We start from the raw sequence: 23,885 nt of genomic DNA on the forward strand, positions 1-23,885 counted from the left end.
TTGAGACGAAATATCAGGTTGAGCGAATTAACCAAGTAATACGAGGATGGGTTAACTACTTCAGAATAGGCTACATGAAGGGATTACTAAGCAAGATAGATTCCCGCACAAGAGTTCGATTAAGAACTTGCATTTGGAAGAAATGGAAAACAGCCAAGAACCGCAGGAAGAACTTAATCAAACTCGGAATGGATAAATACACTGCCTATAAGTATAGCCATACAAGTAAAGGGGCCGTTCGCATTGCCTATTCGTGGGTACTTACTACGACAATAACAAATAAGAGATTAGCTAACTTTGGGCTAATCTCTTGTGTCCAACATTACAACAAAGTACATGCTTAGTATAAAATTGAACCGCCGTATACGGAACCGTACGTACGGTGGTGTGAGAGGTCGAGGTTAATCACCTCCTCCTACTCGATTGTATTGTAGAATCGGATTGATAGTTTGATTGAGGAGCTACCAATTTCTTATATTAGATAAGATTGAAGTTAAGTCTCCTTTTAGGTTCAATTTTTACCTGTTACTGGGTAAAGTTGAAGCTAAGTCTCTCTTTAGGTTGAAGATTTTCCTTAAACTGGATAAAGTTGAGGCTAAATCTCTCTTTAGATTAAAATTTTACCGTGGACTGGAAAATTTAGAGGCTAAACCTCTTTATTTTAACCTAATCGTTCTAGAATCTTAATCTATGTTTATCCTAACCATCATTTAAAGTAAAAAAAAGAAACCCCAAGACAGGGTTTCTTCCTCCTCGTTCTTACAGCTCGAAGTCTACTCCGATGCTGTCGACTCTTCCTACTTCTTTAATGTAAGCGGCAACGGCTTGGTGCTCAGCGTCTGCCACATAGGCATCTAGTGCTGCTTGGTCTTCAAAGCGTACCATTAATACGACTTGGTATTCTTTATTGCGCTCTAAAATGTTTAGACCGGCTTGCAGGTCCACAATGCCCGTTAAGTGGTTCTTTAAGGCTTTGAAACGGTCAACCACTTCTTGTAGTTGTTCTGGTGTTGTAGTGTCAGCAAATTTTACGAGTACAGTACGTTGGATCATCGGTATTCCTCTTTTCTTTCAATCAAATTTATGTACAACGATAATATTATCTAACTAACTAAAAGATTGCAATTGTAATGATTGTTGTTGTTTCTCATGGTTTGATATGTTTTGGAGATCAACCTTTTTTCTTTAAAAATGAAGCGGTCTCGCTCGACCAACCTCAAAAAATCCTATACTATTAAACTTGTATTAAAAAAGAGAATCTGGAGGCGAAATTGATGGCTAAGCTGTTGGAAACATTTACATATAAGGATCTTGAATTAAAAAATCGTGTCGTTATGCCACCGATGTGCCAATACTCAGCGGCGAATAAAGATGGTGTTCCGACGGACTGGCACTTCATTCATTATACGAGTCGTGCGATTGGCGGAACTGGATTTATTATTATTGAAATGACGAATGTTGAAGCGCGTGGTCGCATTTCCGATCATTGTTTAGGGATTTGGAGTGACGAGCATATTCCAGCTTTCAAACGTATAGTGGATGAATGTCATAAATACGGAGCTAAAGTTGGTATTCAAATTGGTCATGCGGGTCGTAAAGCACAAGATGCACCTGATCCAGTTTCTTGCTCCCCGATCGCATTTAATGATCAATTTAAAACTCCGCATGAATTAACGACGGAAGAAGCAGAACAAATGGTAATTGCGTTTCGAGATGGTGTGGAACGTGCTGTAAAAGCTGGGGTTGATACCGTTGAGCTTCATGGCGCTCACGGCTACCTCATCCACCAATTCGCTTCTGAATATACAAACAAACGAACTGATAAATACGGTGAAGATAAGTTTTTATTTGGCGAAGAAGTGATAAGAGCTGCGAAAAGTGTGATGCCTGAAAACATGACGCTTGTCATGCGAATTTCAGCTGTTGAATATGTCGATGGCGGTTATGATTTAGATTATAGCTCTGAAATGGCAAAACGTTTCCAAGCGGCTGGTGTCGATATTTTTCACATTACTTCTGGTGGTGAAGGTCCAATCGGTTCAACTGGACGACCTGGTGCACACCCAGGATATCAAGTACCGTTGGCTTCTCGTATTAAAAACGAAACAGGTGCACCTGTGATTGCTGTTGGGAGATTAGACGATCCGGTTTTAGGCGAAGCTGTACTCGGAAACGAACAAGCGGACCTAATTGCAGTAGGGCGCGGGATGTTAAAAAATCCACATTGGGCGAATGATGCGTCCCTTCTATTGGAGAAAAAGCCACTCACTCCTTTCCAATATGAAAGAGCGTATTAATTTAATAGCTATGTAATTAGTGATATTGATTTTAAGGAAAAAATTTAGGGAATCCTCATCGTTATAGCGGGTTCCCTTTATTCTTGATTTTTAGGCAAACCTTTACCCTTTTTCAATCAAATATCATTTGGAGAACAAAAAAAAGAAACCTTATAGGTCCTTATTGATTTTTTAGCATTTCTTTAAAGTCTTTGATTTCACTCTCATGCTTAATTGAACGAACTGATAAGGTTTCAATTACTCGTTGTTGGTCTTCTAAAATATCTTTTAATTCATATGTTTTTTCATCTATATGTTTCTCTATATGTTCAAAATATGGTCCTAAACCACTTATAAGATTATCTTTAATACTCGAAACATCCCTCATCAGCACTTGCTGTCCATTTTCCAAGCCGTCTAATCGGTTATCAAGGCCATCTAATCGGTCATTAAAGCCATCTAATCGGTTATCAAAGCCATTTAATCGGTTATCAAAGCCATCTAATCGGTTATCAAGGCCGTCTAATCGGTCGTCAAAGCCATCCAATCGGTTATCAAAGCCATCTAATCGGGTATTAACCTTTTGAAGCTCGGCAAGAATTTTCTTCAAAGTATCTTCCATAATCATCACTCCGTTTTGCCTTTTCTACATTATAACACGGGTAGGTTAAGGAGAAATGTATTGAATGTGTAAAGAATTAAATATCAATATGACAATTATAATAACCAAAACAACCAGGTCCAATGACTGGCACCGAAACTGGTTGTTTTTTGGTCTACCTCACGTTGCCTTCAAGTAATGTTTCTAGAAAAATAGCAACACCGTCTTGATCATTTGTTTTTGTCACGGCATCGCTGTTTTCTTTTAAAATCGGCGCTGCATTTTCCATAGCGATCGCCTGCCCTGCTATTTCGAACATCGACAAATCGTTATAACTATCGCCCATGACGATCGTGTCCTTAAGGTCGACGTTGTAATGAGACGCAAGCTTGGTGAGTGCCCGTCCTTTTGTAGCTCGTTCATTGTTAATTTCGATATTGTTTGGATGTGATGAAGTAATCGTTACACCCGAAATTCCGGAAAAAACTGTAGATGCTTCTTTTAAAGCCTCTTTATTTAAGGAGAAAATAAGAACTTTATAGATGGTTTTCCGTTCATCCGTCCAAATGGTTGATATGTCTTCAATAAAAGTGACGGCTGCTTGCTGAAATTGCTTTTGAATGATTTTTAATAAATCACTCATGCCGTCCCCTGACTCACCAGATACTTTTTCGGATAATTTTACAACAATCTTCTCCAAGTGCTCCAGATTATGAATTCCTGCATACACTTCATCGTCCGTATAAATCTCGAAGTACAAATCATATTGCTCTTTTGTCCATTCAAGAGCGGGTGTGAGTTCTATTTTATCTAGCGGTTCACTACCGAGCATCGTATGGTCTGGTAAGGTAATACCTGCTCCGTTTAGACTAATAACGGGACACTCAAGTTTTGCTACCTTTAACTGAAGACTCACATCTTTGTATGCTCGACCGGTTGCAATGGTTACCAGATGGCCGTGGTCTTGAAGGGTCTTAATGACCTGTTTATTTCGTTCACTAATCGTTCCATCTGAGTTCAATAAGGTTCCGTCCATATCAAGTGCAATAATCATTTGTTTTCCTCCATAGCTGCTTCATTGATGTTTAAATATACTAATAAAATAATCTTCCTCTGGAAAATCTCCTATGTATTCTAAGCTGTTATCCGAATAAAACTCTTTCAACTTTTCATTTCCGGCCCAGCAATCTAAGTATAACGCTAGATTTTGTTGTCTTGCAAAAGAACAGGCAAACTGGACGACCTCTGAACCTAAGTTCTTTCCTTGAAATTTGGGAAGAATAGCAATTTTAGATAAATAAACACCTTCAGGATCGATTGTTATCGTACTTAATTTTTTTATCGGACTTATACAAAACGCACCTACCAACGTACGATTCAATAAAACGACATAAGCTTCGTTTTTCTTGATTTCTTTTTGTATGTTCTCAGCGTCCCAAGGGTAGTCCCATTGCTTAATCTTTCTTTTTAGTAAATGGAGTGTTGTTTCATTATAAATCTTTAGGATCTCGCTTTGATCTTCATTGTTAGCTTTGCGAATTTCAATCATCGGTTTCCCCCATTTTATGGAATATACTACTTATAACATTCTATATATTGGTAATAATGATGTAAGGCAACAGACGCCGCTGAAGGAAGTAATGGGAGGTCGTCAATGAAAAGTAGTTATTTAGCACTTGGGTTTTTAATTCTGCTAATGATCAATTGTATTCGATATTTTACATACATTTTTGAACAAACGGCATCTAATTACGATTATGTGATGTTCACGATGAATATTATCGCGTTTCTCTACCTGGTTACGATGCTCATTGTTCAAAGTAATAAAAAAACCGATCAAAGCGCGAAAGAATAACAAGAAAGTCCTCTTCAAGATCTGGAACTGAGGTAGCCGCAAAGTAAGACTAACTAACTTTGTGGTCCAGTACAAACTTGGAGAGGACTTTTTCATTTAGAGGATTTGACCCCAGTTATTCTTCAATCTGTACATCTTCTTTATAAATATATTCATATAAGAACGGTACGCCCATTCTAAAAAATCTTGGATCGTAAATTCCTAGTTTTTCCTCATCATCGACGACTACGACGAAAGGCGACCATTGATAAAGCGTCTTAGCTCTTGGGTTTTCGCGGAATAAAACATCTAAGTTTGTTTCAGCTTGTGATGTGATTTGATCGACTACTTCCAGTCCGCCCCAAACGGTACCTTGCAAGACCTCTACTTCTAGCCCATTCTTTCCGGCGATTTTAAAATGACCCGGAATAAATCGTGCAGTTAAGGCTTGTTCTTCGTACTGGTCCACTGTTGATTGATAAATGATATACCCTTGTATCGATTGGACCAAAATATGTGCAATGATAAAGACCCATACGATTTTATACACTTTATGCGGGGTTACTTTCTTTATTTTTACGACAAGGAAGCCAATTAGCATGATCAGCCAAATGACGACGTCAACAATCGGTATCGTACCGAATCCGAGTCTTGCATCTGAGAACGGTTCAAAATAGCCTGTCCCCCACGCATTTAAAATGTCGCTCGTATTATGGATAAAGACAGCAAGTGCGGCGATGTAAAATATTCGCCTGTCCTTCGTCTTCCAAATGAGAAAACAGACGAGCCAAATGAGTAACGCCCAGACTGGCACTAAAAAGATCGAGTGGGTAATTCCCCTGTGCCACATTTGGTACATACCTTCTGTATCCCAAAGTTGAGAAATTACATCAATATCAGGGATCATGCTACCGGCGACAGCTGCAACAAATACTGATTTTTTCACTTCTTTTGGCATGTCTTCTTTATTCGTTGCGCCGTAAATTGTTAATCCGAATAACGCATGAGTAACTGAATCCATTTATTATCTCCTTCATTTCATCTTTTTTCATATCCTTCCCTATTTTAGTATAAGCACCATTTGAAGGCAATGATTAGGAATGGACGAGGTTCTGAATTAAAATAAGAAGAAACCATTCTCTTTTTCGGATTTCTGCGTTATTTTAGAGAAGTACTATATTACTTTTAATACGAACAACTATTCGTCGTACTTTACTTAGAAGTTATCGGAGGAAACTATGAAGGCAAAAGCTGTACTTATATTATTTTTATTAATGATGACTAACACGATCTTCTTTACGGATTCAGCATCAAGTCAAGGAGATGCATCTTCTCCTTCATTACAAAGAATGGAGCAAGGCTGGGAATATCAATGGGTTGAGTCGGTCGAAGCTGATACGGGCATTCCACAAACAGGTTGGTTGCCGACAGAAAATGTGAAAGAACTTGATGAGCCTCGAGAGGATCGTGAAATTCTCTATTTACGAAATACCTTCCCTGATGGCGGCTGGATAGACCCTGCTATTTTTATTTCGTTTATGTACGGTACATTTGAAGTCTATCAGGGAGATCAATTAATTTATCAATTTGGGAACATCCCAGAAGCTGATACGGTTACTTATAGAGGGTATAACCGCCGTCATTTTATCGAGCTAGATCCGACAGTTGCTTCTGACCAAATTACGATTCGCTCGTATTCCAACGGGAACTTAATTGGAGTGTCAGGCGCGGTGTCTGCAGGTTCGCACTCCTCTTATTTAACAAAAATGATCAGAGACGATTTTGATAAAATCGTGATTGGTGCGATTCAGATTTTTATTACGGTGCTTGCCTTGATCTTTTTTATCATCAAACGGTTTTCTGTCCTTTACTTGGCCTATGCGGCTATGACGTTTTGTGCTGCACTGTATTCATTTAGTATCACAGGTTCAAAACAATTCATTATCGATGTTCCGTATGTATGGATTTATGTTTTTCAGATCGCGGTCTTTTTCCGGTCTGCCTTCGACTTGATGATTATCGATAAGCTATTTGGTCCAGGGTATAAGAAATGGGTTCGTCGTCTATGGCAAATACATCTGGGGTTAGCGGTCATTGCGTTTACACTTTCAGTCACTAACCCTGATTATTTTACGGTGACAAAAGGAATTTTTGAAAAGTTGTCGGGCTTTGAGGTGCTATTAATTCTTGCGATTGTCATTCGTGTGTTTTTAAGAAATACGGACGCTAAAATTTATGCGGTCGGCTTCCTCTTTATGGCAGGCTTTATGATTCGTGACCTACTCGTGTTTACGGGTGTCATTTATCTGAAAGAATTTTATTTACTTGGGCATATTGGACAATTTGCACTCGTCCTTGCGATAGGTATCATATTGGTGAGGCAGCATCGTGGAGCTGGAGATCGATTGAAGATTAGATGATAAGTTACTCAAGGCCCGCTAGTTGGAGGCAACACTCCTTGCTAGCAGGCCTTGTTTGTTTTATTGAACAATTGTATTATTTTGAAAGAATGGAGCATTATTTGTATAGCAGAATTATGGTATGGACATAATTTGGACAATAAATCGTGAAATTGGACAATAAAAATTAAAAACGGACAATAAATCGTGAAATCGGACAATAAAAACTCAAAACGGACAATAAACCGTGTGATTCGGACAATAAACTAAGAAAACGCCCCAATACGAGCCACAGTTTGTTTATGCCTCCGCCTGACCGGTCGTACAAATCACCATAAAAGGAATATCAGTTTTAGAATTTCGCAAGGTCGCTGTTTAAAAAAGGACCTTTCACTTCAAAATACTCCCCTAACACCTCGGCAAGGTAGTCAAATGGCGTTGTTTCCACTTGTCCAAAATCTTTGTCCGTATATAAGTGTGTGGCATTTGGTAATTCTCGTTTTAGCTGCCTTCGTAATTTTTCTCCAGAATCGTCGGCATCAACTAGTATATACACATCGAGGTCTTCCACAGGTAAAATTAACGTTTCCAACTTTTCTTCACTTAATGTTCCGTGGGTACAAATGATTTCTACATCCTCATTTAAAACTTTCTGCACTCGTTTACGATCGTTTTTACCTTCAACAATTATGATTTTTTCGTCCATGAGATCATCCTCTATACTAATGATTTTTCATTATATTCAGATCAGCTTGTCCTAAGTATAATATATGTTCGTGCTAAATATAAGCTATGATCACGAAGAAGAATTTACGATCACGGAATGCGGGATGAAAATAGAGATTCGTTCAATTAAAGAGACCTAGTCTCAATGACTAGATCCCTATGACAACAAGACTACATCTTCTTCTTAATATCTTCACGAAGCGATTCGATCATGGCATCCGGCAAATTGGCTGGTAGCGTTGTGTCGCTTGCGAACAACCAAGAATTCATTAATTCCAAATCTGTTTTGTGGAACGTAACGCTGTAATCCTTATCGTCATAAGTGAATTCAGCTGTAACGGACGGGTCCCCTTCAAAGTCATCGTCAATAATCATGTGTTTAATTTGATATGATTCCACTAGATCAGCCTCCTGATTTTTCAAGTACTTATAGAATTTACTTTCCAACTCGGTTTATGCAGAAGAGCGTAATTCCTTGTATGAAAAGCTTTTTAACACATTATCCTTTATCTGGATGTAAGCTTTTACAAATTATTTATTAAAAGTAATTTCCCTTTTCTTGTTCAATGTGTTATACTTAACTCAATTATTGTTGTTCGGAATATGATGATTGAAAGTACAAATACCAATGAGTTATTTTGTCTTGAATGAGTATGACGGCAAGGATAGTAATATTTTGTGCAACAAAGCACTAGGAGGAAACACACATGAACACAGGTACAGTAAAATGGTTTAACGCAGAAAAAGGTTTTGGATTTATCGAGGTTGAAGGTGGAGACGACGTATTCGTACACTTCTCAGCTATCCAAGGTGAAGGTTTCAAAACTTTAGAAGAAGGTCAAACAGTTACTTTCGACGTAGAAGAAGGTCAACGTGGACCTCAAGCTACTAACGTTAACAAAGCGTAATTTAGCTTAACAGTAAAGCTTCTCCCCTAGTAGGAGGAGCTTTTTATATTGGGGTAATATATATTGTGTATTGAGATAGTTCTATTTCTATATTGCGGTTAGTAACAAGCACCCAACTTTTTTCTTAAGTTGAGTGCTTTATTTACTTTATATCAACTTACTCATTGCTTTTTGTTTCATCTGTCTTCGTTTCAGTTGCTGCGGTTTGCACTTTGGCGCTTTGATCATCGTTTGGCTGCGCGGCTTCTGTGCGAACGACCGTATGGGTATTTCCTCTGTTCACGAGGTCTGTAAGTAATTTGGAAATATCGAGTCCGGTTAATTCTTTTAAAGGTTCTTGCACTTGTGCCATCGTGTTCGTGATGCTTTTGCTGTAGGATGAGACGCCGTTTCCATTTCCAGTGTCGATAATCTTAACGGATTCAATATTAGACAATGGTTTTGAAATTGACTCAGCAAACTGTGGTAACATCTCAATTAATTTTTCGATAATGATCACTTCGCCATGCTTTGCAATTGCTTCAGCAAGTAATCGTTTTGCCTCGGCTTCCGCTTCCCCTCGTTTACGAATAACTTCCGCTTCAGCAAGACCTTCTTCTCGTTTGATTTTTGCTTTCGTTTCCCCTTCAATACGTGCTCGTTCTGCGTCGGCTTCCGCTTTTTTCGTTGTTTCGTAAAAATCAGCATCTGCTTTCGCTTTACGTACTTTCGCCTCTTCTTCCTCTAGTTTTACAGCACGTTCACGTTCGAGGTGCTGAATACGGAGCTCCTCTTCTCTTTTGCGTGCGTGGAGTTGTAACTCTTCTTCTTGAACCTCTTTATCGAGCTTTGCTTTTTCTAATTGATAGGACTGTTCCGATTTTGCTCTCGCTCGTTCAGTCTCTTCTTTTATCGCTGCATCTTTGAGATCTTTTTCTTTTTGGGCAGCAGAAATTTCGATTTTGCGTTGAAACTCTTGTTCTTTTGCCTCTTTATCATTATTTGCTTTATGAATTCGTGCTTCTTTATCGCTGTCGGACTCAGCGATTTCAGCCCGCTTTCGAACTTCAGCAATTCGAGGACGACCTAAGTTTTCTAAGTATCCGTTTTCAGGGTCGGCGTCACGTAAATCTTGTAATCCTAAAGAAGTAATTTTAAAGCCCATGTCATCTAACTGCTTTTGAGCGACTTTCGTTACTTCATCGTTGAACTTTTCACGGTCTTCGTTAATTTCTTCAACAGTCATTTTTGATAAAATCGCACGAAGATTTGCGTTCAATACTTCTGAAATTTCGTCTCCTATTTCATTTTGTTTTTTACCGAGAAACTGCTCGGCGTAGATGGCAATTCCTCTTAATGTATCGGCCACTTTTACCATCGCTACAGCATCAGCCACAATTGGTACCCCTCCGCATGTGTAAACTCTCGGTGTCGTTAGTTTTAATTGAAAAGAAGTTAAGTCAACCGGTGTTGCGGTTTGATGCATTTTGAGAAGATGGCCGCCACCACGGATGATTTTCATGGAACGCCCTTCATTATCAGTAAAGATATTCGTTTCTTTGTTCGGATCACCTAACTTGGGTCCGGCAATAATTAACGCTTCATTGGATCTCGCTGTTTTATAACGGAACTTCATCCAGAACCACCAAATCACGCCCCCGATCGCAGCAAGAATTAAGATCGGGATGAGAAAAGAAAGAAATACAACTACTGTCATTTTAAAACCCTCCCAAACTATGATTTATAAAACTAAAAAAGGCTGGTAAGTAGTGTTACTAGTAGAAATTAATTATTAAATATACCTGCTTTTATTCGTATGCAAGCTAACCTTCTGTATGCAAAAAGTTACCATCTCAATTAGTTCCATACTGAATTTACGAATTGAAATTTTAATAGTTTCATATTTTTTGAAATTAATGGATAATCCAGTTTTGCTAGGGTTTTTATTGGTTGGGGTTGGAGATAACTCGATATAGGTTACGAGCCCTCTTTTTCCAACAACAGGAAGATGAGAGCCATAAATGCGCGTTGTGAGCCCTCTTTTTCAACAACAGGAATATATGGGCCACAAATGCGTGTTACGACCCCTCTTTTTCCAGTAAAAGGAAGATGAGAGCCGTAAATGCGCGTTACGAGCCCTCATTTTCCAACAACAGGAAGATGAGGGCCATAAATGAGCGTTACGAGCCCTCTTTTTCCAACAACAGGAAGATGAGAGCCATAAATGCGCGTTACGAGCTCTCTTTTTCCAATAACAGGAAGGTGTGGGCCGTAAATACGCGTTACGGGCCTCCTTTTTTCAATAACTGGAATATATGGGCCGTAAATGCACGTTATGAACCCTCTTACCCCAAAAATAAGAAAAATTAGACCGTAAACACCAGTAACAAAAAGTACCCTCCACTCACCATTTATGGTCTATAACTTCATGCGATGCTTTCTTTCTTTTTTTGAAAATAGGATCAAAACTCATGTTAGTGGCTTGCGCCTTAAATCAATTAGAAAAAGTATTTCTCTCTGCATAATTAAACACAATAAAAGCACAGGATCCGCCTGTGCTCTATTCATTATAATTATGTTTTATTTCTTTTCCATATAAGTTATACTGTGCTTCAAATCCCATTTTTTCAAGTGAGTCAACTGGCAGGGGCCGTCGGAAAAAAAGCGGATGCTAGTTGAATTTTCATCGGGATAAATTCTGCCTGTCATCACCTTTTCACCGTCATTTATGAAAACTTCGACGGACGATTTATCGATGAAAATTCGTAAATGAAGGGTATTGTTGATTAATTGGACAGGAGCTTTTCTTACACCGCCAGGTCCAGAGCCGGCTTGGTTTCGGTCAAAGGTCATCACACCACTGTTTACATCATACTTTAATTCGGTATACTGTTCGCCAGTTTCATTCATTCTCAGCTTTAAGCCAAATTGAGAAGCTTCGTTTGCATTTATGTAGACATCTAATTCTAATGAATTGCCGTCAACTTCTTTAAAGGCTACTTCTCCTTCGACGATTAGGTTTTCGTAAATTACTTGGTTGCCGCGAATGTTTTCAATTTCGGGTATAGGTTTTGATTTGATCTTTCCGTTTTCTAATATGAGTTGGCGTGGCAGTGTCATGGCACCGGCCCAATTTTGGTTTTGTTCAGGCATTTCGCTTTCCCACATCGCCATCCAAGCGATCATGATGCGTCTACCTTGATCATCGATCGTTGTTTGCGGGGCATAAAAATCAAAACCGTAATCGAGCATTTCGAATTCTCCGTGCTGTAATACTCCTGTATCGTAATTGAGTTTACCAAGTACATATCCAGCTTGGTGAAGGTTATGATATTTATCTCCTTCGGGCGTTAATCCTTGAGGAGACATGACGAGAACCTCTTGTTCTTCTAATGTAAAAATATCTGGGCATTCCCACATGTAGCCGAAGTTTCCTTCTCCTTTTGCAGAAACTGCCATGAACTTCCATGAAAATAAGTCACGAGAACGATAGAGCAGAATTTGTCCTGTTTCTTCATTTGTTTTCGACCCTAAGACACAATAATAGTAATCGTTATGCTTCCACACTTTCGGGTCGCGGAAATGGTAAGGGTGTATATTTCCTTCAGGTGCTTCCAAAATCACTGGATTTTCTTTTAGCTTATCAAAATGGATCGCGTCTTCACTTACTGCTAAGCACTGGACTTGCTTCAAATCGGTATCACGGTTTTCTCCTGTCCATACATTGCCCGTGTACATTAAATATAAATTGCCGTCTTTTTCAATGGCGCTGCCAGAAAAACACCCGTCTGCGTCATAGTCTTCACTTGGGGCAAGGGCGATCGGTAAATGTGTCCACTGCATCAAATCTGTACTTTTTACATGTCCCCAAAACATAGGCCCCCACTCAGGTGAATATGGGTGATGTTGATAAAATAAATGATACTCACCTTTATAATAAATAAAACCATTCGGGTCGTTCATCCAAAACGCCGGTGTCGCTACATGATAGTTTAATCGCCAAGGATCTTGGTTTACTTTTTCATGCTCAGTAATAACGGATTGCATCGCTTTTGCAATCTGTTCTTTATGGTTGTTTGTGTTGGTTTCCATCATCATTCCACCTTTATTCCTCAATCGAATTTTTAGACATTTATCTTGTTTGAGTGATTAGCATGATTTTGTTGTAGAAAAAGGGCCCTATTCGAGGGTACTAGGATCTTTTGAATGTGTAAAAAAGTGAGGCTGCTAGTGAACCTCACTTTTGTTTGATACGTATTTAGTAATATCCTTTACTTATCGCCTCTAAACGAAATTCCTTTTAAGAAGTAACGGTTAAAGAAGGCGTATATGATCAGTACTGGTAATGTAAACACCATGGAGGCGGCCATAATAAAGTTCCAATACGTGACATATTGTCCTTTGAAGGCATTTAATCCAACCGTTAATGTGAACATCTCTTGATCGGTCATGATAATTAATGGTCTCATAAAGTCATTCCAGAATGCCATGAATACGAAGATCGCTTGTGCTGCTAGTGCAGGTTTTGCAATCGGTAAAACAATTCTAAAGAATGTACCTAAACGAGTTAATCCATCAAGGGCAGCTGCTTCTTCGAGTTCTTTCGGGAAGTTAACGAAGAATTGACGCATCATAAAGATGAATGTTGCGTTTACCATGGCAGGAACGATCATTCCTTGGTAAGAGTTTAACCAGCCTAATTCTTTTAAGATTAAGTAGTTTGGGATCATTGTTACTTGACCAGGGATCATAAGAACTGCTAGTACGATAATAAACACACTCTTTTTTCCTGGGAAACTAATACGTGCTAGTGCATAACCCGCCATAGAGTTAAATAGTAGATTAAGAGCTGTTCCAACTACGGCGATAAACACACTATTAAATAACCATCTTGGAAACAGTGTTTGCTCTATAAAAATTTGACGGTAATTTTCAAGAGTAAACATTTGCGGTAAAAAGTTCATTGAACCGCTTAGAATTTCTTCTAACGTTTTAAACGAAGAAGACAATGCCCATAAGAATGGGATTAACGTTACAATTGCATATCCGACTAGGACCACATATAGGAATGCTTTTCCTATTGAAAATTTTTTCTTCATAAGATCTCTTGTCCTCCTTTGTTGCACAGACGAATTAGGGGCTCGAATGTTAAGTCGTCATACATATTAATAAATCTTTTCATCTTTAGAGAACTTTCTTTGCAATAATGTTGCAACTAAGATGATCAACGCTAACATAAATGCAATAGCAGCTGCATACCCCATCGTACCCATTGAGCTAAATGCATATTGATAGATCAGAAGAACGACAGTTAATGTTGAGTTATCAGGTCCACCTGATCCGCCTGAGAAGATATACGATTGGTCAAACAACTGGAATGTTCCGATAATCCCCATAATAATAACAAAGGAAGTAACTGGACGAAGCATTGGAACTGTAACATGGAAGAACTTTTGGATCGCATTTGCGCCATCCAGATCGGCTGCTTCATATAATGAATCTGGTATATCTTGAAGGGCTGCTAAGTAAATAACCATAAAGAATGGTGCAGTAGCCCAAATATTCATAATCATAATTGCAATTAAAGCGACACTTGGATCTCCAATCCAATTGTACGTTGGTAAGTTAAAAAACGCTAAAATATGGTTAATTAAACCGTTTTGGTTGTACATCCACATAAAAATTAAAGTTAATACCGCTGAAGATGTTAACGTTGGTAAGAAGTAAACAATTCTAAAAAACTTTTGACCTTTCATCCCTGCATTTAATGTTGCTGCTAAAAATAACGCTAATGCAGTTTGAGTTGGAACTACGATAAGTACGTAAAATGCTGTATTTTTTAAAGCGATCCCCGCACGGAAGTCATCAAATATTCGAACGAAGTTATCGAATCCAATAAAAGTGAAGCTCGTTTGTCCAAGTAATTCCACTTTATGAAAAGCCAGAAAAACAGCATAAAGGATTGGTGCAATAATAAACAACCCTAGAGTAAAGATCATCGGGGAAAGAAATAAGTATCCTTGTCCTGCTTCACGTAAATCACGTTTCGTATATGTTCTTTTCTTTTGTTTCTTGCTTGTATTGGAGGCTTTTGTTTCTGGTTGTGACATCTATCTACAACTCCTTTTAAAGAAGAGAAGAGAGGGGTCCCCTCTTCTCGACTACAAACTATTCGATTTCGCGGTTAGCTACTCTTTCTGCTTCTTCTAAAGCTTCATCAAGAGGACGTTGACCTAAAAATGCACTTGTAAATTGGTTGTTAAAGTTATTATTAATGATTGGTAAGTTCGTATCGTCAGCCCATACGGTTGCGTAAGAAGCACCTGAAATAAATGGTTGGCGAATTTCATCATCATATAATCCGAGGCTTTCAGCTACAGAAACCCTAGTTGGTAAGGCAGATCCGCCGCTCGTCCATTGTTCCATGCCTTCTTTACCTGTTAAGTAAGAAATTAACTCCCACGCTGCTTCTTTTTTCTCAGATTGTGCGTTCATTACATATGCTACTGTGAATGCCATTGTTCCGTTTTGACCGTCAATTGTTGGAACTTCTGCTGTACCGAACTCAAGGTTAGGGAATGTTTCAGCTAAGAATGGTAATGTCCAGTTTCCTTCTAAGATCATAGCGACTTTACCTTGTCCGAACATTTCTCCACCCCAGTTTGCTCCAACTTCAGAAGGTTGAGCTGCAGACTTATCGTCTAAACGCATGTCAAGAAGTGGTTGAAGTGCTTCTACTACTTCAGTGCTCCCGAATGTCGCTTTGTTGTCCGTAGCAATTTTTCCGCCTTTTGACTCAGCGATAAATACGTTTCTAGCTAGGTCAGCAACGATTCCATAACCGTATACATCAGTACCTTGAGTTAATTGTTTGGCTACTTCTTGTAATTCTTCAAATGTTGTTGGCGGGTTTTCAATTCCCGCTTCTTCGAACATTGTTTTGTTATAGAATAAGGCTAGCGTTGATGTATCTTTCGGTAACCCGAAGATTGCTCCATCACGTTTAAAAGCATCTAATAAAGGTTGCTCAAAATCATCAATATCAAAATCTTCTGTGATGTAACCGTCTAGTGGCTCTAATACACCTGTTTCCATTAACGCTGGAGCTTCAAAAGCATCTAGGAAAAATACGTCTGCAGCTTGTCCGCCAATTAAGCGAGTTTTCATTACATCCATGTATTGATCAGCGATAACGTCTAATTTTACTTTAATGTGCGGGTTCTTTTCTTCAAATGAAGCTAATGTTTCTTCAAATAACTTTTGCTCTGTAGGTGATGATCCCCAGCCGCTTAACGTGATTTCAACTTGCTCTTGATTTTCATTGTCTTTGTCTGTTGTATCTTCTTTTGTAGAAGAAGTATCACTACCACCGCAACCTACTAATAATCCACTAACTAATAATGTTGAAAATCCTAGTGAAGCAAGAGTTTTCTTTTTAAACATCTTGTTTATCCCCTTTTTTGTAGTTTAAATGTTTATGTTAACTTTTTGATTAACATCAATGTTAAAACCTGTTGTGTTACTTAAAATGTCTACTTGGAACTTCTCACCTTGGCGACGTACAACAAAGTCCATTGAACCGTTGCCAATTGTCAGTTGTTCGACTTTTAAATAATTCACATCGTTTGGTAGTACTGGGTTCATTTCTACCGTATTCTTCAATGCATTCGGGAATATTCCGAGCATCGTTTGCACGAATACAAGTGGTGTTCCAGCAGCCCACGCTTGTGGTGAACATGCGACAGGGTATTTTACTGGTCGTCCTTCTTGATCGGAGTAACCGCAGAATAATTCTGGCAGACGGTCGTACTCGAAGTTGGAAGCTGATTTCATGAGTCCTTCTATGACGGTCATCGCTTGTGTAGCGTGTTTCGTCTTACTCATTCCAAGTAAGATCATGCTATTATCATGCGGCCAAACACTGCCGTCATGGTAACTCATCGGATTGTAGCCTGCCTCGCCTTCACCCATTGTTCGTATTCCGTAACCAGAGAACATTTTATCGCTTACTAATACATCACTGATTAGAGTTGCTCTTGTCTCATTCAACATTTCAGAAAATAGAACGTGACCTGGATTTGACGTGATTGTACCTACCTGCGACTTATCTTTATCTAATGCAAGTGCATAGAATGAATGGTTTTCCATCCAGAAATGCTGTTCAAATTTTTCTTGTAGTTGAGCGGCTTCCTCTCTTAATCTTTCAGCTTCACTTGTGTTGCCGATTGTTTCATAGAGTTCAGCAATACCGACTTTTCCTTGATACACATAGCCTTGTACTTCAGATAAAGCGATCGGTGTTTCAGCATAGTCTCCGTTACGATGGACGATAGAGTCAGCTGAGTCTTTCCAACCTTGGTTAGCAATACCTTTTGAAGACTCTTGATGGTATTCAACAAAGCCATCACCGTCTCGGTCTCCATACTGATTGATCCACGTAATCGCTGCTTGAACATTGGCTTCTAGCTCTCTGAATAATTCAATATCGCCAGTCCACTTGATGTACTCTGTTAAAAGAACTAAGAATAACGGTGTTGCATCAATCGTTCCAAAATAAGGTGTAAACGGGATTTGATCTGTATTCGCTAATTCACCAAAGCGAATTTCATGCATGATTTTTCCTGGTTGTTCATCTCTCCAAGGGTCGACTTTCGTTCCTTGATGAGCTGCCATTGTTTTTAAGGTTCCTTTTGCCACTTCAGGGTTAAACGGAAGCATTTGCAAGGCTGCTATTAAACTATCTCGACCAAAGGGAACTGCGAACCACGGTAATCCTGCAACAGGAAATTTTCCATAACCAAGGTCGGTTAGTAAGACTCTTAAATCAGCAATGCCACGATCCACTAACTTTTGTAACTGTTCGTTGTCTGTTTCAATTTTTGTTGTTGTTTCGCTCCAATGGGCGTAAGAAGCTTTTAATTGAGTCAGGGCTTCTTCTGGTTGAACAATTGTTGGAACATCTTCACCAACGACTGGAGCAATGGTAAATGCGATGACTTGTTCCTCGCCGTGAGCAAGGTTTAGATCGAATGTAATTTCACCCTCTAAGTTGATAGCGCTAGCATTTTGGTCCCATTGAATAACGGTTGCTCTTTGAATGTCGTCTGCCCCTGTATAGTTAAAGCGTAAGCCGCTTTCTAATTTTTCTTGACCTGTACGTTGACCTGTTTCCCCGTTTTGGAATCCGCGAACGATAAACATGTCTTGGAAATCTACATCGACTTCTACGCTCACTTGGAATGAAATCGGTTTTGGATAATAGCTTTTCATTTTTAATAACTCATATACGACATCGTTATAAATAAATCGCTTTCTCTCAATTTCAACCGACTCTCTCCATAAGATGAGGGAACCGTCTTTTTCCATATGCGGGTTCGTAAGTAAGATTGTTGCCATATAGTTCTCATCGGCATTGGACGAAAGTAAAACCGGATTTTCTCCGTTAATCTTTACATTAAATTTACTTAAGTATCTTGTATCTTTTGTATAAAGCCCTGCCCCGTAAGAATGATTTTCAGGAATATTTCCTTTCTCATCGGTTAATAAAAATACGTCATTTTCCTTTATTACTCTGTAATCCATTACATCCTCCTAAGCATCCGAAACGTTTCGGTTTTTGCGTAAAAAAATATTTTAGTATGATCCGAAACGTTTCGGATTTGGTTTAAAAAAATGGTTTAATACCATTCTTTTAATTTATTTTCAGCCGTTGATTCTCTAACTATTAATTGATTTTCTATTAAAACACTTTTATTTGTTTCTTTTTCTTCTAGTAAACCAATTAACATATTCGCGGCTTGATACCCCATTAAATATTTGTTTTGAGAAATCGTTGTTAACGCTGGTGATGCGTATTGTGCCAAGACAATATCATCAAAGCCAACAATCGATAAACTATCGGGTACTTTTCGCCCGAGGGAATTGGCTGCTCTTACAGCTCCTAACGCCATTAGGTCACTTGCACAAAAGAGTGCAGTAATTTGCGGATAGGTTGCTAAGAGCTTTTTAGCTGTAAATTCTGCAGTGCGTTCTGAAAACTGACCATTTACAACCCACTCTTCACGAAGTTCTAATCCTGCTTCTTGAATGGCTTGTTTATAGCCTTTAAACCGCTCTTCACTTACATACGCCTGTTCATGCCCATTGATAAACCCAATGTGTTGGTGTCCAAGCTCGACTAAATGTTCAATTGCTCGTCTTGCACCAAGTTGGTTATTCGTTGAGACATACCCAACATTTTTACCTGTTATCGGAATGTCAATTAGTACACACGGAATGTCACTTTCAACGACCTCTATTAAATAAGGATCATCTTTCTTCATTCCTTGTAAGATGACGCCGTCAACTTTACGTTCTCTACATAATTGCGTGTAGCTTTTAATTCGCTGTTTGGATGTATTTGTATTAAATAAAATTGGATCATACTCATACTCGGCTGCACAATCATTAATGCCACATAGAACTTCAAACGTAAAGTTATCCTTTGTGCCTTCTCTACTAATCTCTGAAACAAGTAAACCAATGGTCTTGGATTTCTTCATGACGAGACTTCTAGCAACGACATTAGGGCTGTAGTTTAAGCGATCGGCAATTTCTTTAATATGTTTCATTGTTTTAGCGCTTACATCCGAATGACCATTAAGTGCTCTAGACACTGTTGTCACTGACGTCCCAGCTGCTTTCGCTATATCTTTGATCGTAGTCATGTGATCCTCCAAAACGTTTCGGAATTTATGTTTTAACTTTAATTGATTTTGAAAACGATTGCAATCACTTTTTTTGAAAGAATTATAATTTTTTATACTAATAACATTTATGTTTAAAATTTAGTCACAATCGGTGATACTTCGATACAATCAAGCACAAAAAAACTGACACTTGTTAAAGTGCCAGTTTTTTACGTAATTGTAAGTAATTATTCCTTCATACGACCAAATTGGGAACTACTCCCAATTTAGAAAGGTTTATTCGGTTGATACGTCGGCTGCTGCTTCTGTGCTGCGTACTGGTGACTTTTCGCTATAGCATCTTGGACATTTTCATCCAAGGAGAATTCAGTATCTGTATTATCAAATTGTTCAGCTTGATTTTGATTTTGAACGACTTGTTGCTGTTCTTCGATTTCTTTTAAATTTTGACGTTTTTTCATTTACTCATCTCTCCTTTTGAACAAAATTATATCCGTAGAATTTCCAACCGTAGTTTATTTATACGACTGCTTCTATAATTAGTCAGGGCGGTTTGCCACCTACCGTACGATTGAGTCGTAATAATATAGCATACTCCCGTACCACTTATTCATTCATCGCTGAACGAAAAAATTTTGATAAAAAGGTGAACGCCTAACCTTTTTTAGTCAGCTAATAGCATTTTTGAAATTACGAGACGTTGAACTTCTTGTGTTCCTTCATAAATTTGCGTAATTTTTGCATCACGCATGTAGCGCTCAACTGGATACTCTTTCGTATAACCGTAGCCGCCGAATACTTGAACAGCTTCAATCGTAACGTCCATCGCTGTATCCCCAGCCATTAATTTGGAGATGGCTGATTCTTTACCGTATGAAAGTCCTTCGCTTTCTCTCCACGCCGCTTGATACGTAAGTAAACGAGAAGCTTCCACCTTTGTCGCCATGTTCGCTAATTTAAAAGCAACACCTTGCTGTGAAGCAATCGATTTTCCGAATTGCTTACGCTCTTTTGCATAGGCAACTGACGCATCAAGTGCACCTTGAGCGATTCCAACTGCTTGAGCAGCGATTCCGTTACGTCCGCCGTCTAATGTCATCATCGCAATTTTAAAGCCTTCTCCTTCTTTACCGAGAAGGTTTTCTTTTGGTACACGTACATCTTCAAAAATGATTTCAGTTGTCGGTGATGAGCGGATCCCTAATTTCTTTTCTTTTTTACCAACGGAGAAGCCAGCCATATCACTTTCAATGATAAAGGCACTTGTTCCTTTATGTTTTAATTCAGGGTCAGTTAATGCAAAGACGACGTAAATATCAGCTTCGCCACCGTTTGTAATGAAAATTTTTGAACCGTTCAGAATGTAGTCGTCGCCATCACGTTTAGCTGTCGTTTTCATTGCGGCTGCATCAGATCCAGAACTAGGCTCAGTTAAACCGTATGCACCGATCTTTTTTCCTTCTGCCATTGGACGAAGATACTTTTGTTTTTGCTCTTCTGTTCCAAACTTATACACAGGCCAGCCAGCTAATGAAGTATGTGCCGATAAGGTAGTACCCATTGCTGCATCTACTCTAGATAGTTCTTCAACTGCGATACAATAACTTAAATAGTCAGCACCGATTCCGCCGTATTCTTCAGGCCATGGAATACCAGTTAAACCTAGTTCCGCCATTTTATTAAATAATTCACGGTCAAAACGCTCTTCTTCATCACGTTCGTGAGCTGTAGGTCCTACTTCATTTTCAGCAAAATCACGGACCATCTTTTTAATCATTTGTTGTTCATCTGATAATTGAAAATTCATCTTCTGTTCTCTCCTCATACCCTAATATATTTTTTTGAAACTTCTGTAACAACTTTCATCTATGTGAAAACGTTGAAACCTTATTCATCATCAAGAAAATACTCTTGATATCTTGGGCTTTGTTTTGCTTTCTTCGTAAGTAATGCATTCATGATAAAATCAATATACACATCAGCAATTTGATCGATGGAAATGCTGCGGTTTTTTTCGTACCATTGATACGTCCAGTTAATCATTCCAAACATCGCCATTCCGTTTAGTAAAAGGGGTGTATTCGAACGAATTTCTCCAGCTTTTATACCCTCTTCTAATATCGTAAAAATATAATCTTGATACTCGTCTCGTTTTTGCTTAATTTTCTCGAAATACTCGGGAGCGAGATAATGATTTTCACGGTACATCACTGAAATTTCGAGATTATACACGTCAAACGCTAAGATAAACGCACGGATCATGCCTTCCAACTTTTCGACCGGGTTTTCCCTTTCGACAGCGGCTGCTTTTCCTGTTTCCATAACGTACGTCAAAATGAAATCATTAATTTGGTATAAAAGTTCGTCTTTTGTTTGAAAGTGATGATAGAAACCGCCGTTGGACACACCGGCTTCTTTTGCTATCATTCGAACAGAAACTTCATGAAAGCCTTTTTCTTTAAATAACATTAATGCAGAATCTATAATTCTCTTTTTTGTACTTTCCGACACAACTGACTTCCTCCTAGCGGTAACCTTTTAGTGCATGAATGATAACTACATATAGGTTACAAATCCCCCATGGACGATCATTTACCTTCAAGTTCTTTTTTCCAACGGTCTAATTTTGATACAAATTCGTGAAAATAATCATTAAATGGATACGAAGCGGCAATATGTCCTAGCTCTTCATCGTTCAAGTTCTTTAACTCTTCTTCTAATTTAGTTAACTCATTGATCGAGCCATCTAGGATCTCAATTACTCTATCCATACGTTTGATTCACCTCATAAATATTTATAGTTGGTGTCCGACCGATCATTCGGTCGGTTTATGTTAATATTAAGAATATTCATCGTATTTGTCAACTAATAACTATTTTTTCTATATGTTCCATGAAAAGAAAACAACGAATGGATCTTTGGAAGGTCCATTCGTTGTTTGATGTCGTTGATTACTTTGTGGAGTGCTCTAAATTTCTTAAATTTTTGCGTAAGATTTTTCCTGTTGTGTTTTTCGGTAATTCCGAAAGAAATTCAATATATTGCGGACGTTTATATTTAACAAGTTTATCAGCTAAGTAATTTTTCAAATCACTTTCTGTTAATGTTTCATTTTTAGATACGACAAACGCTTTAACCGATTCCCCGTAACTTTCATCAGGTACACCGATAACAGCGACTTCGACGATATCAGCGTGGTCATATAGCACTTCCTCAATCTCACGTGGATAAACATTATAACCGCCAACGATGATCATGTCTTTCTTGCGGTCAACGATATAAATATAGCCTTCCTCATCCATTGTCGCCATGTCGCCAGTGTATAACCAACCGTCTTTTATCGAACGCGCTGTCTCTTCAGGCATACCAAGATAACCTTTCATTACGTTTGGTCCTTTTACAATCAGTTCGCCTACCTCACCACGCGGTACTTCTTCGCCTTCTGGGTCAACGACTTTGTTTTCAACATAAGGAATATTAACCCCGATTGAACCAGGCTTACATACGCCTCTTAAAGGATTAAATGCTGTTACTGGAGCTGCTTCACTTAATCCGTACCCTTCTTGAATTTGGATTCCGGAATGCTCTTGGAATTTGTTTAATACGGCTACTGGTAACGAAGATCCACCGGAAATACAAATGCGTAATGAGCTAAATTGTTCTTTAGTTGTTGGGATTTGCAGTAAGAAATTAAACATCGTCGGAACGCCGGCAAAGACCGTTGCTTGTTCTTTTACGAAGGTTTCTACAACTTCTTGCGGGCTGAATTTTGGTAATAAGATCATGGTTGAGCCAGATAAAATAGGAGCATTGAAACAAACCGTCATACAAAATACATGGAAAATCGGTAAAACAGTTACGACGCGGTCCTCAGCTGTCATTTCAAAAAGATCTTTTACAGCTTCAGCGTTCGATTGTAAGTTTTTATGTGTTAACATAACTCCTTTAGGAGCACCTGTTGTACCTGAAGTATATAAAATAACAGCTACATCATTTTCTTCGACAACTGGTCCATTAAAATTCTGGACATCATTATCAATAAACGATTCAAAAGCTAGTTCACTTTCAACTGGTTTCGTATAGACAACAAAGTCTACAGAAGAAACCTTTTGTCTAACTTCTGTTAGTGGGGTATGTAAACTTGCGTCTGCAATTACACCTTTAGCTTTACTATTCGTTAAGATATATTCAATTTCACGAGCTGTGAACGTTGGGTTTACAGGCACTACTGTAGCCCCTGCACAAATCGTTCCGTAGTAAGCGACTACAAATTCAGGTGTGTTCCCTAAAAGTAATGCAACGGTATCGCCTTTTTCAATCCCTTGCTGCGACAAGCTATGAGCAAATTGGTTTACTTTTTGGTGCAGCTCTCGATAAGTCGTACTTTCATTTAAAAAGATATAAGCTTCTTTGTCTGGATTAAGGTTTAAAGCGTTTGTAAGGTTTGAATATAAATTCATGTGTGGCCTCTCC

24 protein-coding genes are annotated in these 23,885 nt (G+C 38.6%); 5 read left to right on the forward strand and 19 right to left on the reverse strand.

Annotation, left to right across the window (positions count from 1 at the left end):
- On the forward strand, positions 1 to 344 hold a 344-nt coding region (locus N7Z68_RS16875), incomplete at its 5' end, for a group II intron maturase-specific domain-containing protein (RefSeq protein WP_275119650.1).
- 415 nt (positions 345 to 759) lie between these two features.
- Here the strand turns inward: N7Z68_RS16875 and N7Z68_RS16880 are convergent.
- A complete protein-coding gene (locus N7Z68_RS16880; protein ID WP_275119651.1) occupies positions 760 to 1,053 on the reverse strand; it encodes a Dabb family protein in 294 nt (97 codons plus the stop codon).
- A 221-nt stretch (positions 1,054 to 1,274) separates the two neighbouring features.
- Between N7Z68_RS16880 and N7Z68_RS16885 the strand changes: the two genes are divergently transcribed.
- A complete protein-coding gene (locus N7Z68_RS16885) occupies positions 1,275 to 2,297 on the forward strand; it encodes an NADH:flavin oxidoreductase/NADH oxidase (protein WP_275119652.1) in 1,023 nt (340 codons plus the stop codon).
- A 160-nt stretch (positions 2,298 to 2,457) separates the two neighbouring features.
- Here the strand turns inward: N7Z68_RS16885 and N7Z68_RS16890 are convergent, their stop codons facing one another.
- The 3 genes from N7Z68_RS16890 to N7Z68_RS16900 all read right to left on the reverse strand — a co-directional run bounded on the left by N7Z68_RS16890 (position 2,458) and on the right by N7Z68_RS16900 (position 4,426).
- Positions 2,458 to 2,898 carry a hypothetical protein gene (locus N7Z68_RS16890; protein ID WP_275119653.1) on the reverse strand — a complete coding sequence of 147 codons (441 nt, stop codon included), beginning with the start codon at positions 2,896 to 2,898 and terminating at the stop codon, positions 2,458 to 2,460.
- Between the two features lie 154 nt (positions 2,899 to 3,052).
- Entirely contained in the window at positions 3,053 to 3,931 is an 879-nt protein-coding gene (locus N7Z68_RS16895; RefSeq protein WP_275119654.1) for a Cof-type HAD-IIB family hydrolase, read from the reverse strand.
- A 21-nt stretch (positions 3,932 to 3,952) separates the two neighbouring features.
- Positions 3,953 to 4,426 carry a GNAT family N-acetyltransferase gene (locus N7Z68_RS16900; protein WP_275119655.1) on the reverse strand — a complete coding sequence of 158 codons (474 nt, stop codon included), beginning with the start codon at positions 4,424 to 4,426 and terminating at the stop codon, positions 3,953 to 3,955.
- Between the two features lie 105 nt (positions 4,427 to 4,531).
- Here N7Z68_RS16900 and N7Z68_RS16905 point away from each other — a divergent pair, with 105 nt between their 5' ends.
- The gene (locus N7Z68_RS16905; RefSeq protein WP_275119656.1) at positions 4,532 to 4,732 is read left to right on the forward strand and encodes a hypothetical protein; all 201 of its coding nucleotides are present in this window, start codon (positions 4,532 to 4,534) and stop codon (positions 4,730 to 4,732) included.
- Positions 4,733 to 4,847: 115 nt separating this feature from the next.
- On the opposite strand, the gene N7Z68_RS16910 is transcribed toward N7Z68_RS16905, so the two are convergent.
- Positions 4,848 to 5,732: a metal-dependent hydrolase gene (locus N7Z68_RS16910; RefSeq protein ID WP_275119657.1), complete on the reverse strand. Its 885-nt coding sequence runs from the start codon at positions 5,730 to 5,732 to the stop codon at positions 4,848 to 4,850.
- A 217-nt stretch (positions 5,733 to 5,949) separates the two neighbouring features.
- Between N7Z68_RS16910 and N7Z68_RS16915 the strand changes: the two genes are divergently transcribed.
- Complete coding sequence (locus tag N7Z68_RS16915) at positions 5,950 to 7,131, forward strand: 7TM diverse intracellular signaling domain-containing protein (RefSeq protein WP_275119658.1); 1,182 nt, start codon at positions 5,950 to 5,952, stop codon at positions 7,129 to 7,131.
- A gap of 331 nt (positions 7,132 to 7,462) precedes the next feature.
- Here the strand turns inward: N7Z68_RS16915 and N7Z68_RS16920 are convergent, their stop codons facing one another.
- Positions 7,463 to 7,816: a toprim domain-containing protein gene (locus N7Z68_RS16920; RefSeq protein WP_275119659.1), complete on the reverse strand. Its 354-nt coding sequence runs from the start codon at positions 7,814 to 7,816 to the stop codon at positions 7,463 to 7,465.
- Between the two features lie 191 nt (positions 7,817 to 8,007).
- Positions 8,008 to 8,235, reverse strand: a complete 228-nt coding sequence (locus tag N7Z68_RS16925) for a hypothetical protein (protein ID WP_275119660.1) — start codon at positions 8,233 to 8,235, stop codon at positions 8,008 to 8,010.
- Positions 8,236 to 8,543: 308 nt separating this feature from the next.
- Here N7Z68_RS16925 and N7Z68_RS16930 point away from each other — a divergent pair, with 308 nt between their 5' ends.
- The gene (locus tag N7Z68_RS16930) at positions 8,544 to 8,744 is read left to right on the forward strand and encodes a cold-shock protein (RefSeq protein WP_275119661.1); all 201 of its coding nucleotides are present in this window, start codon (positions 8,544 to 8,546) and stop codon (positions 8,742 to 8,744) included.
- A 157-nt stretch (positions 8,745 to 8,901) separates the two neighbouring features.
- Here the strand turns inward: N7Z68_RS16930 and N7Z68_RS16935 are convergent, their stop codons facing one another.
- The 12 genes from N7Z68_RS16935 to N7Z68_RS16990 all read right to left on the reverse strand — a co-directional run bounded on the left by N7Z68_RS16935 (position 8,902) and on the right by N7Z68_RS16990 (position 23,872).
- Positions 8,902 to 10,440 carry a flotillin family protein gene (locus N7Z68_RS16935; RefSeq protein WP_275119662.1) on the reverse strand — a complete coding sequence of 513 codons (1,539 nt, stop codon included), beginning with the start codon at positions 10,438 to 10,440 and terminating at the stop codon, positions 8,902 to 8,904.
- 863 nt (positions 10,441 to 11,303) lie between these two features.
- On the reverse strand, positions 11,304 to 12,815 hold the full coding sequence (locus N7Z68_RS16940) for a glycoside hydrolase family 32 protein (RefSeq protein ID WP_275119663.1): 1,512 nt from the start codon (positions 12,813 to 12,815) through the stop codon (positions 11,304 to 11,306).
- A gap of 179 nt (positions 12,816 to 12,994) precedes the next feature.
- Positions 12,995 to 13,822 carry a carbohydrate ABC transporter permease gene (locus N7Z68_RS16945; protein WP_275119664.1) on the reverse strand — a complete coding sequence of 276 codons (828 nt, stop codon included), beginning with the start codon at positions 13,820 to 13,822 and terminating at the stop codon, positions 12,995 to 12,997.
- Positions 13,823 to 13,888: 66 nt separating this feature from the next.
- Positions 13,889 to 14,833 (reverse strand): carbohydrate ABC transporter permease, encoded by a 945-nt coding sequence (locus tag N7Z68_RS16950; RefSeq protein WP_275119665.1) that lies wholly within the window; start codon positions 14,831 to 14,833, stop codon positions 13,889 to 13,891.
- 58 nt (positions 14,834 to 14,891) lie between these two features.
- Positions 14,892 to 16,166: an ABC transporter substrate-binding protein gene (locus N7Z68_RS16955; RefSeq protein ID WP_275119666.1), complete on the reverse strand. Its 1,275-nt coding sequence runs from the start codon at positions 16,164 to 16,166 to the stop codon at positions 14,892 to 14,894.
- Between the two features lie 24 nt (positions 16,167 to 16,190).
- A complete protein-coding gene (locus N7Z68_RS16960; RefSeq protein WP_275119667.1) occupies positions 16,191 to 18,305 on the reverse strand; it encodes an amylo-alpha-1,6-glucosidase in 2,115 nt (704 codons plus the stop codon).
- A 95-nt stretch (positions 18,306 to 18,400) separates the two neighbouring features.
- Positions 18,401 to 19,441, reverse strand: a complete 1,041-nt coding sequence (locus N7Z68_RS16965) for a LacI family DNA-binding transcriptional regulator (RefSeq protein WP_275119668.1) — start codon at positions 19,439 to 19,441, stop codon at positions 18,401 to 18,403.
- 236 nt (positions 19,442 to 19,677) lie between these two features.
- Complete coding sequence (locus N7Z68_RS16970) at positions 19,678 to 19,872, reverse strand: hypothetical protein (protein WP_275119669.1); 195 nt, start codon at positions 19,870 to 19,872, stop codon at positions 19,678 to 19,680.
- Positions 19,873 to 20,075: 203 nt separating this feature from the next.
- On the reverse strand, positions 20,076 to 21,218 hold the full coding sequence (locus N7Z68_RS16975; RefSeq protein WP_275119670.1) for an acyl-CoA dehydrogenase: 1,143 nt from the start codon (positions 21,216 to 21,218) through the stop codon (positions 20,076 to 20,078).
- A gap of 80 nt (positions 21,219 to 21,298) precedes the next feature.
- The gene (locus N7Z68_RS16980; protein ID WP_275119671.1) at positions 21,299 to 21,922 is read right to left on the reverse strand and encodes a TetR/AcrR family transcriptional regulator; all 624 of its coding nucleotides are present in this window, start codon (positions 21,920 to 21,922) and stop codon (positions 21,299 to 21,301) included.
- Between the two features lie 77 nt (positions 21,923 to 21,999).
- Complete coding sequence (locus tag N7Z68_RS16985; protein ID WP_275119672.1) at positions 22,000 to 22,182, reverse strand: hypothetical protein; 183 nt, start codon at positions 22,180 to 22,182, stop codon at positions 22,000 to 22,002.
- A 181-nt stretch (positions 22,183 to 22,363) separates the two neighbouring features.
- A complete protein-coding gene (locus N7Z68_RS16990) occupies positions 22,364 to 23,872 on the reverse strand; it encodes a long-chain-fatty-acid--CoA ligase (RefSeq protein WP_275119673.1) in 1,509 nt (502 codons plus the stop codon).
- Between the last annotated feature and the right edge of the window lie 13 nt (positions 23,873 to 23,885).

Origin of the sequence: Alkalihalobacterium chitinilyticum (genome assembly GCF_029028005.1) — a bacterium.
Lineage (GTDB): Bacteria > Bacillota > Bacilli > Bacillales > Bacillaceae_F > Alkalihalobacterium > Alkalihalobacterium chitinilyticum.

Coding starts and splice junctions, on each gene's coding strand:
- N7Z68_RS16880 (WP_275119651.1), bottom strand. CDS start 1,053: ATGATCCAACGTACTGTACTCGTAAAATTTGCTGACACTACAACACCA.
- N7Z68_RS16885 (WP_275119652.1), top strand. CDS start 1,275: ATGGCTAAGCTGTTGGAAACATTTACATATAAGGATCTTGAATTAAAA.
- N7Z68_RS16890 (WP_275119653.1), bottom strand. CDS start 2,898: ATGGAAGATACTTTGAAGAAAATTCTTGCCGAGCTTCAAAAGGTTAAT.
- N7Z68_RS16895 (WP_275119654.1), bottom strand. CDS start 3,931: ATGATTATTGCACTTGATATGGACGGAACCTTATTGAACTCAGATGGA.
- N7Z68_RS16900 (WP_275119655.1), bottom strand. CDS start 4,426: ATGATTGAAATTCGCAAAGCTAACAATGAAGATCAAAGCGAGATCCTA.
- N7Z68_RS16905 (WP_275119656.1), top strand. CDS start 4,532: ATGAAAAGTAGTTATTTAGCACTTGGGTTTTTAATTCTGCTAATGATC.
- N7Z68_RS16910 (WP_275119657.1), bottom strand. CDS start 5,732: ATGGATTCAGTTACTCATGCGTTATTCGGATTAACAATTTACGGCGCA.
- N7Z68_RS16915 (WP_275119658.1), top strand. CDS start 5,950: ATGAAGGCAAAAGCTGTACTTATATTATTTTTATTAATGATGACTAAC.
- N7Z68_RS16920 (WP_275119659.1), bottom strand. CDS start 7,816: ATGGACGAAAAAATCATAATTGTTGAAGGTAAAAACGATCGTAAACGA.
- N7Z68_RS16930 (WP_275119661.1), top strand. CDS start 8,544: ATGAACACAGGTACAGTAAAATGGTTTAACGCAGAAAAAGGTTTTGGA.
- N7Z68_RS16935 (WP_275119662.1), bottom strand. CDS start 10,440: ATGACAGTAGTTGTATTTCTTTCTTTTCTCATCCCGATCTTAATTCTT.
- N7Z68_RS16940 (WP_275119663.1), bottom strand. CDS start 12,815: ATGGAAACCAACACAAACAACCATAAAGAACAGATTGCAAAAGCGATG.
- N7Z68_RS16945 (WP_275119664.1), bottom strand. CDS start 13,822: ATGAAGAAAAAATTTTCAATAGGAAAAGCATTCCTATATGTGGTCCTA.
- N7Z68_RS16950 (WP_275119665.1), bottom strand. CDS start 14,833: ATGTCACAACCAGAAACAAAAGCCTCCAATACAAGCAAGAAACAAAAG.
- N7Z68_RS16955 (WP_275119666.1), bottom strand. CDS start 16,166: ATGTTTAAAAAGAAAACTCTTGCTTCACTAGGATTTTCAACATTATTA.
- N7Z68_RS16960 (WP_275119667.1), bottom strand. CDS start 18,305: ATGGATTACAGAGTAATAAAGGAAAATGACGTATTTTTATTAACCGAT.
- N7Z68_RS16970 (WP_275119669.1), bottom strand. CDS start 19,872: ATGAAAAAACGTCAAAATTTAAAAGAAATCGAAGAACAGCAACAAGTC.
- N7Z68_RS16975 (WP_275119670.1), bottom strand. CDS start 21,218: ATGAATTTTCAATTATCAGATGAACAACAAATGATTAAAAAGATGGTC.
- N7Z68_RS16985 (WP_275119672.1), bottom strand. CDS start 22,182: ATGGATAGAGTAATTGAGATCCTAGATGGCTCGATCAATGAGTTAACT.
- N7Z68_RS16990 (WP_275119673.1), bottom strand. CDS start 23,872: ATGAATTTATATTCAAACCTTACAAACGCTTTAAACCTTAATCCAGAC.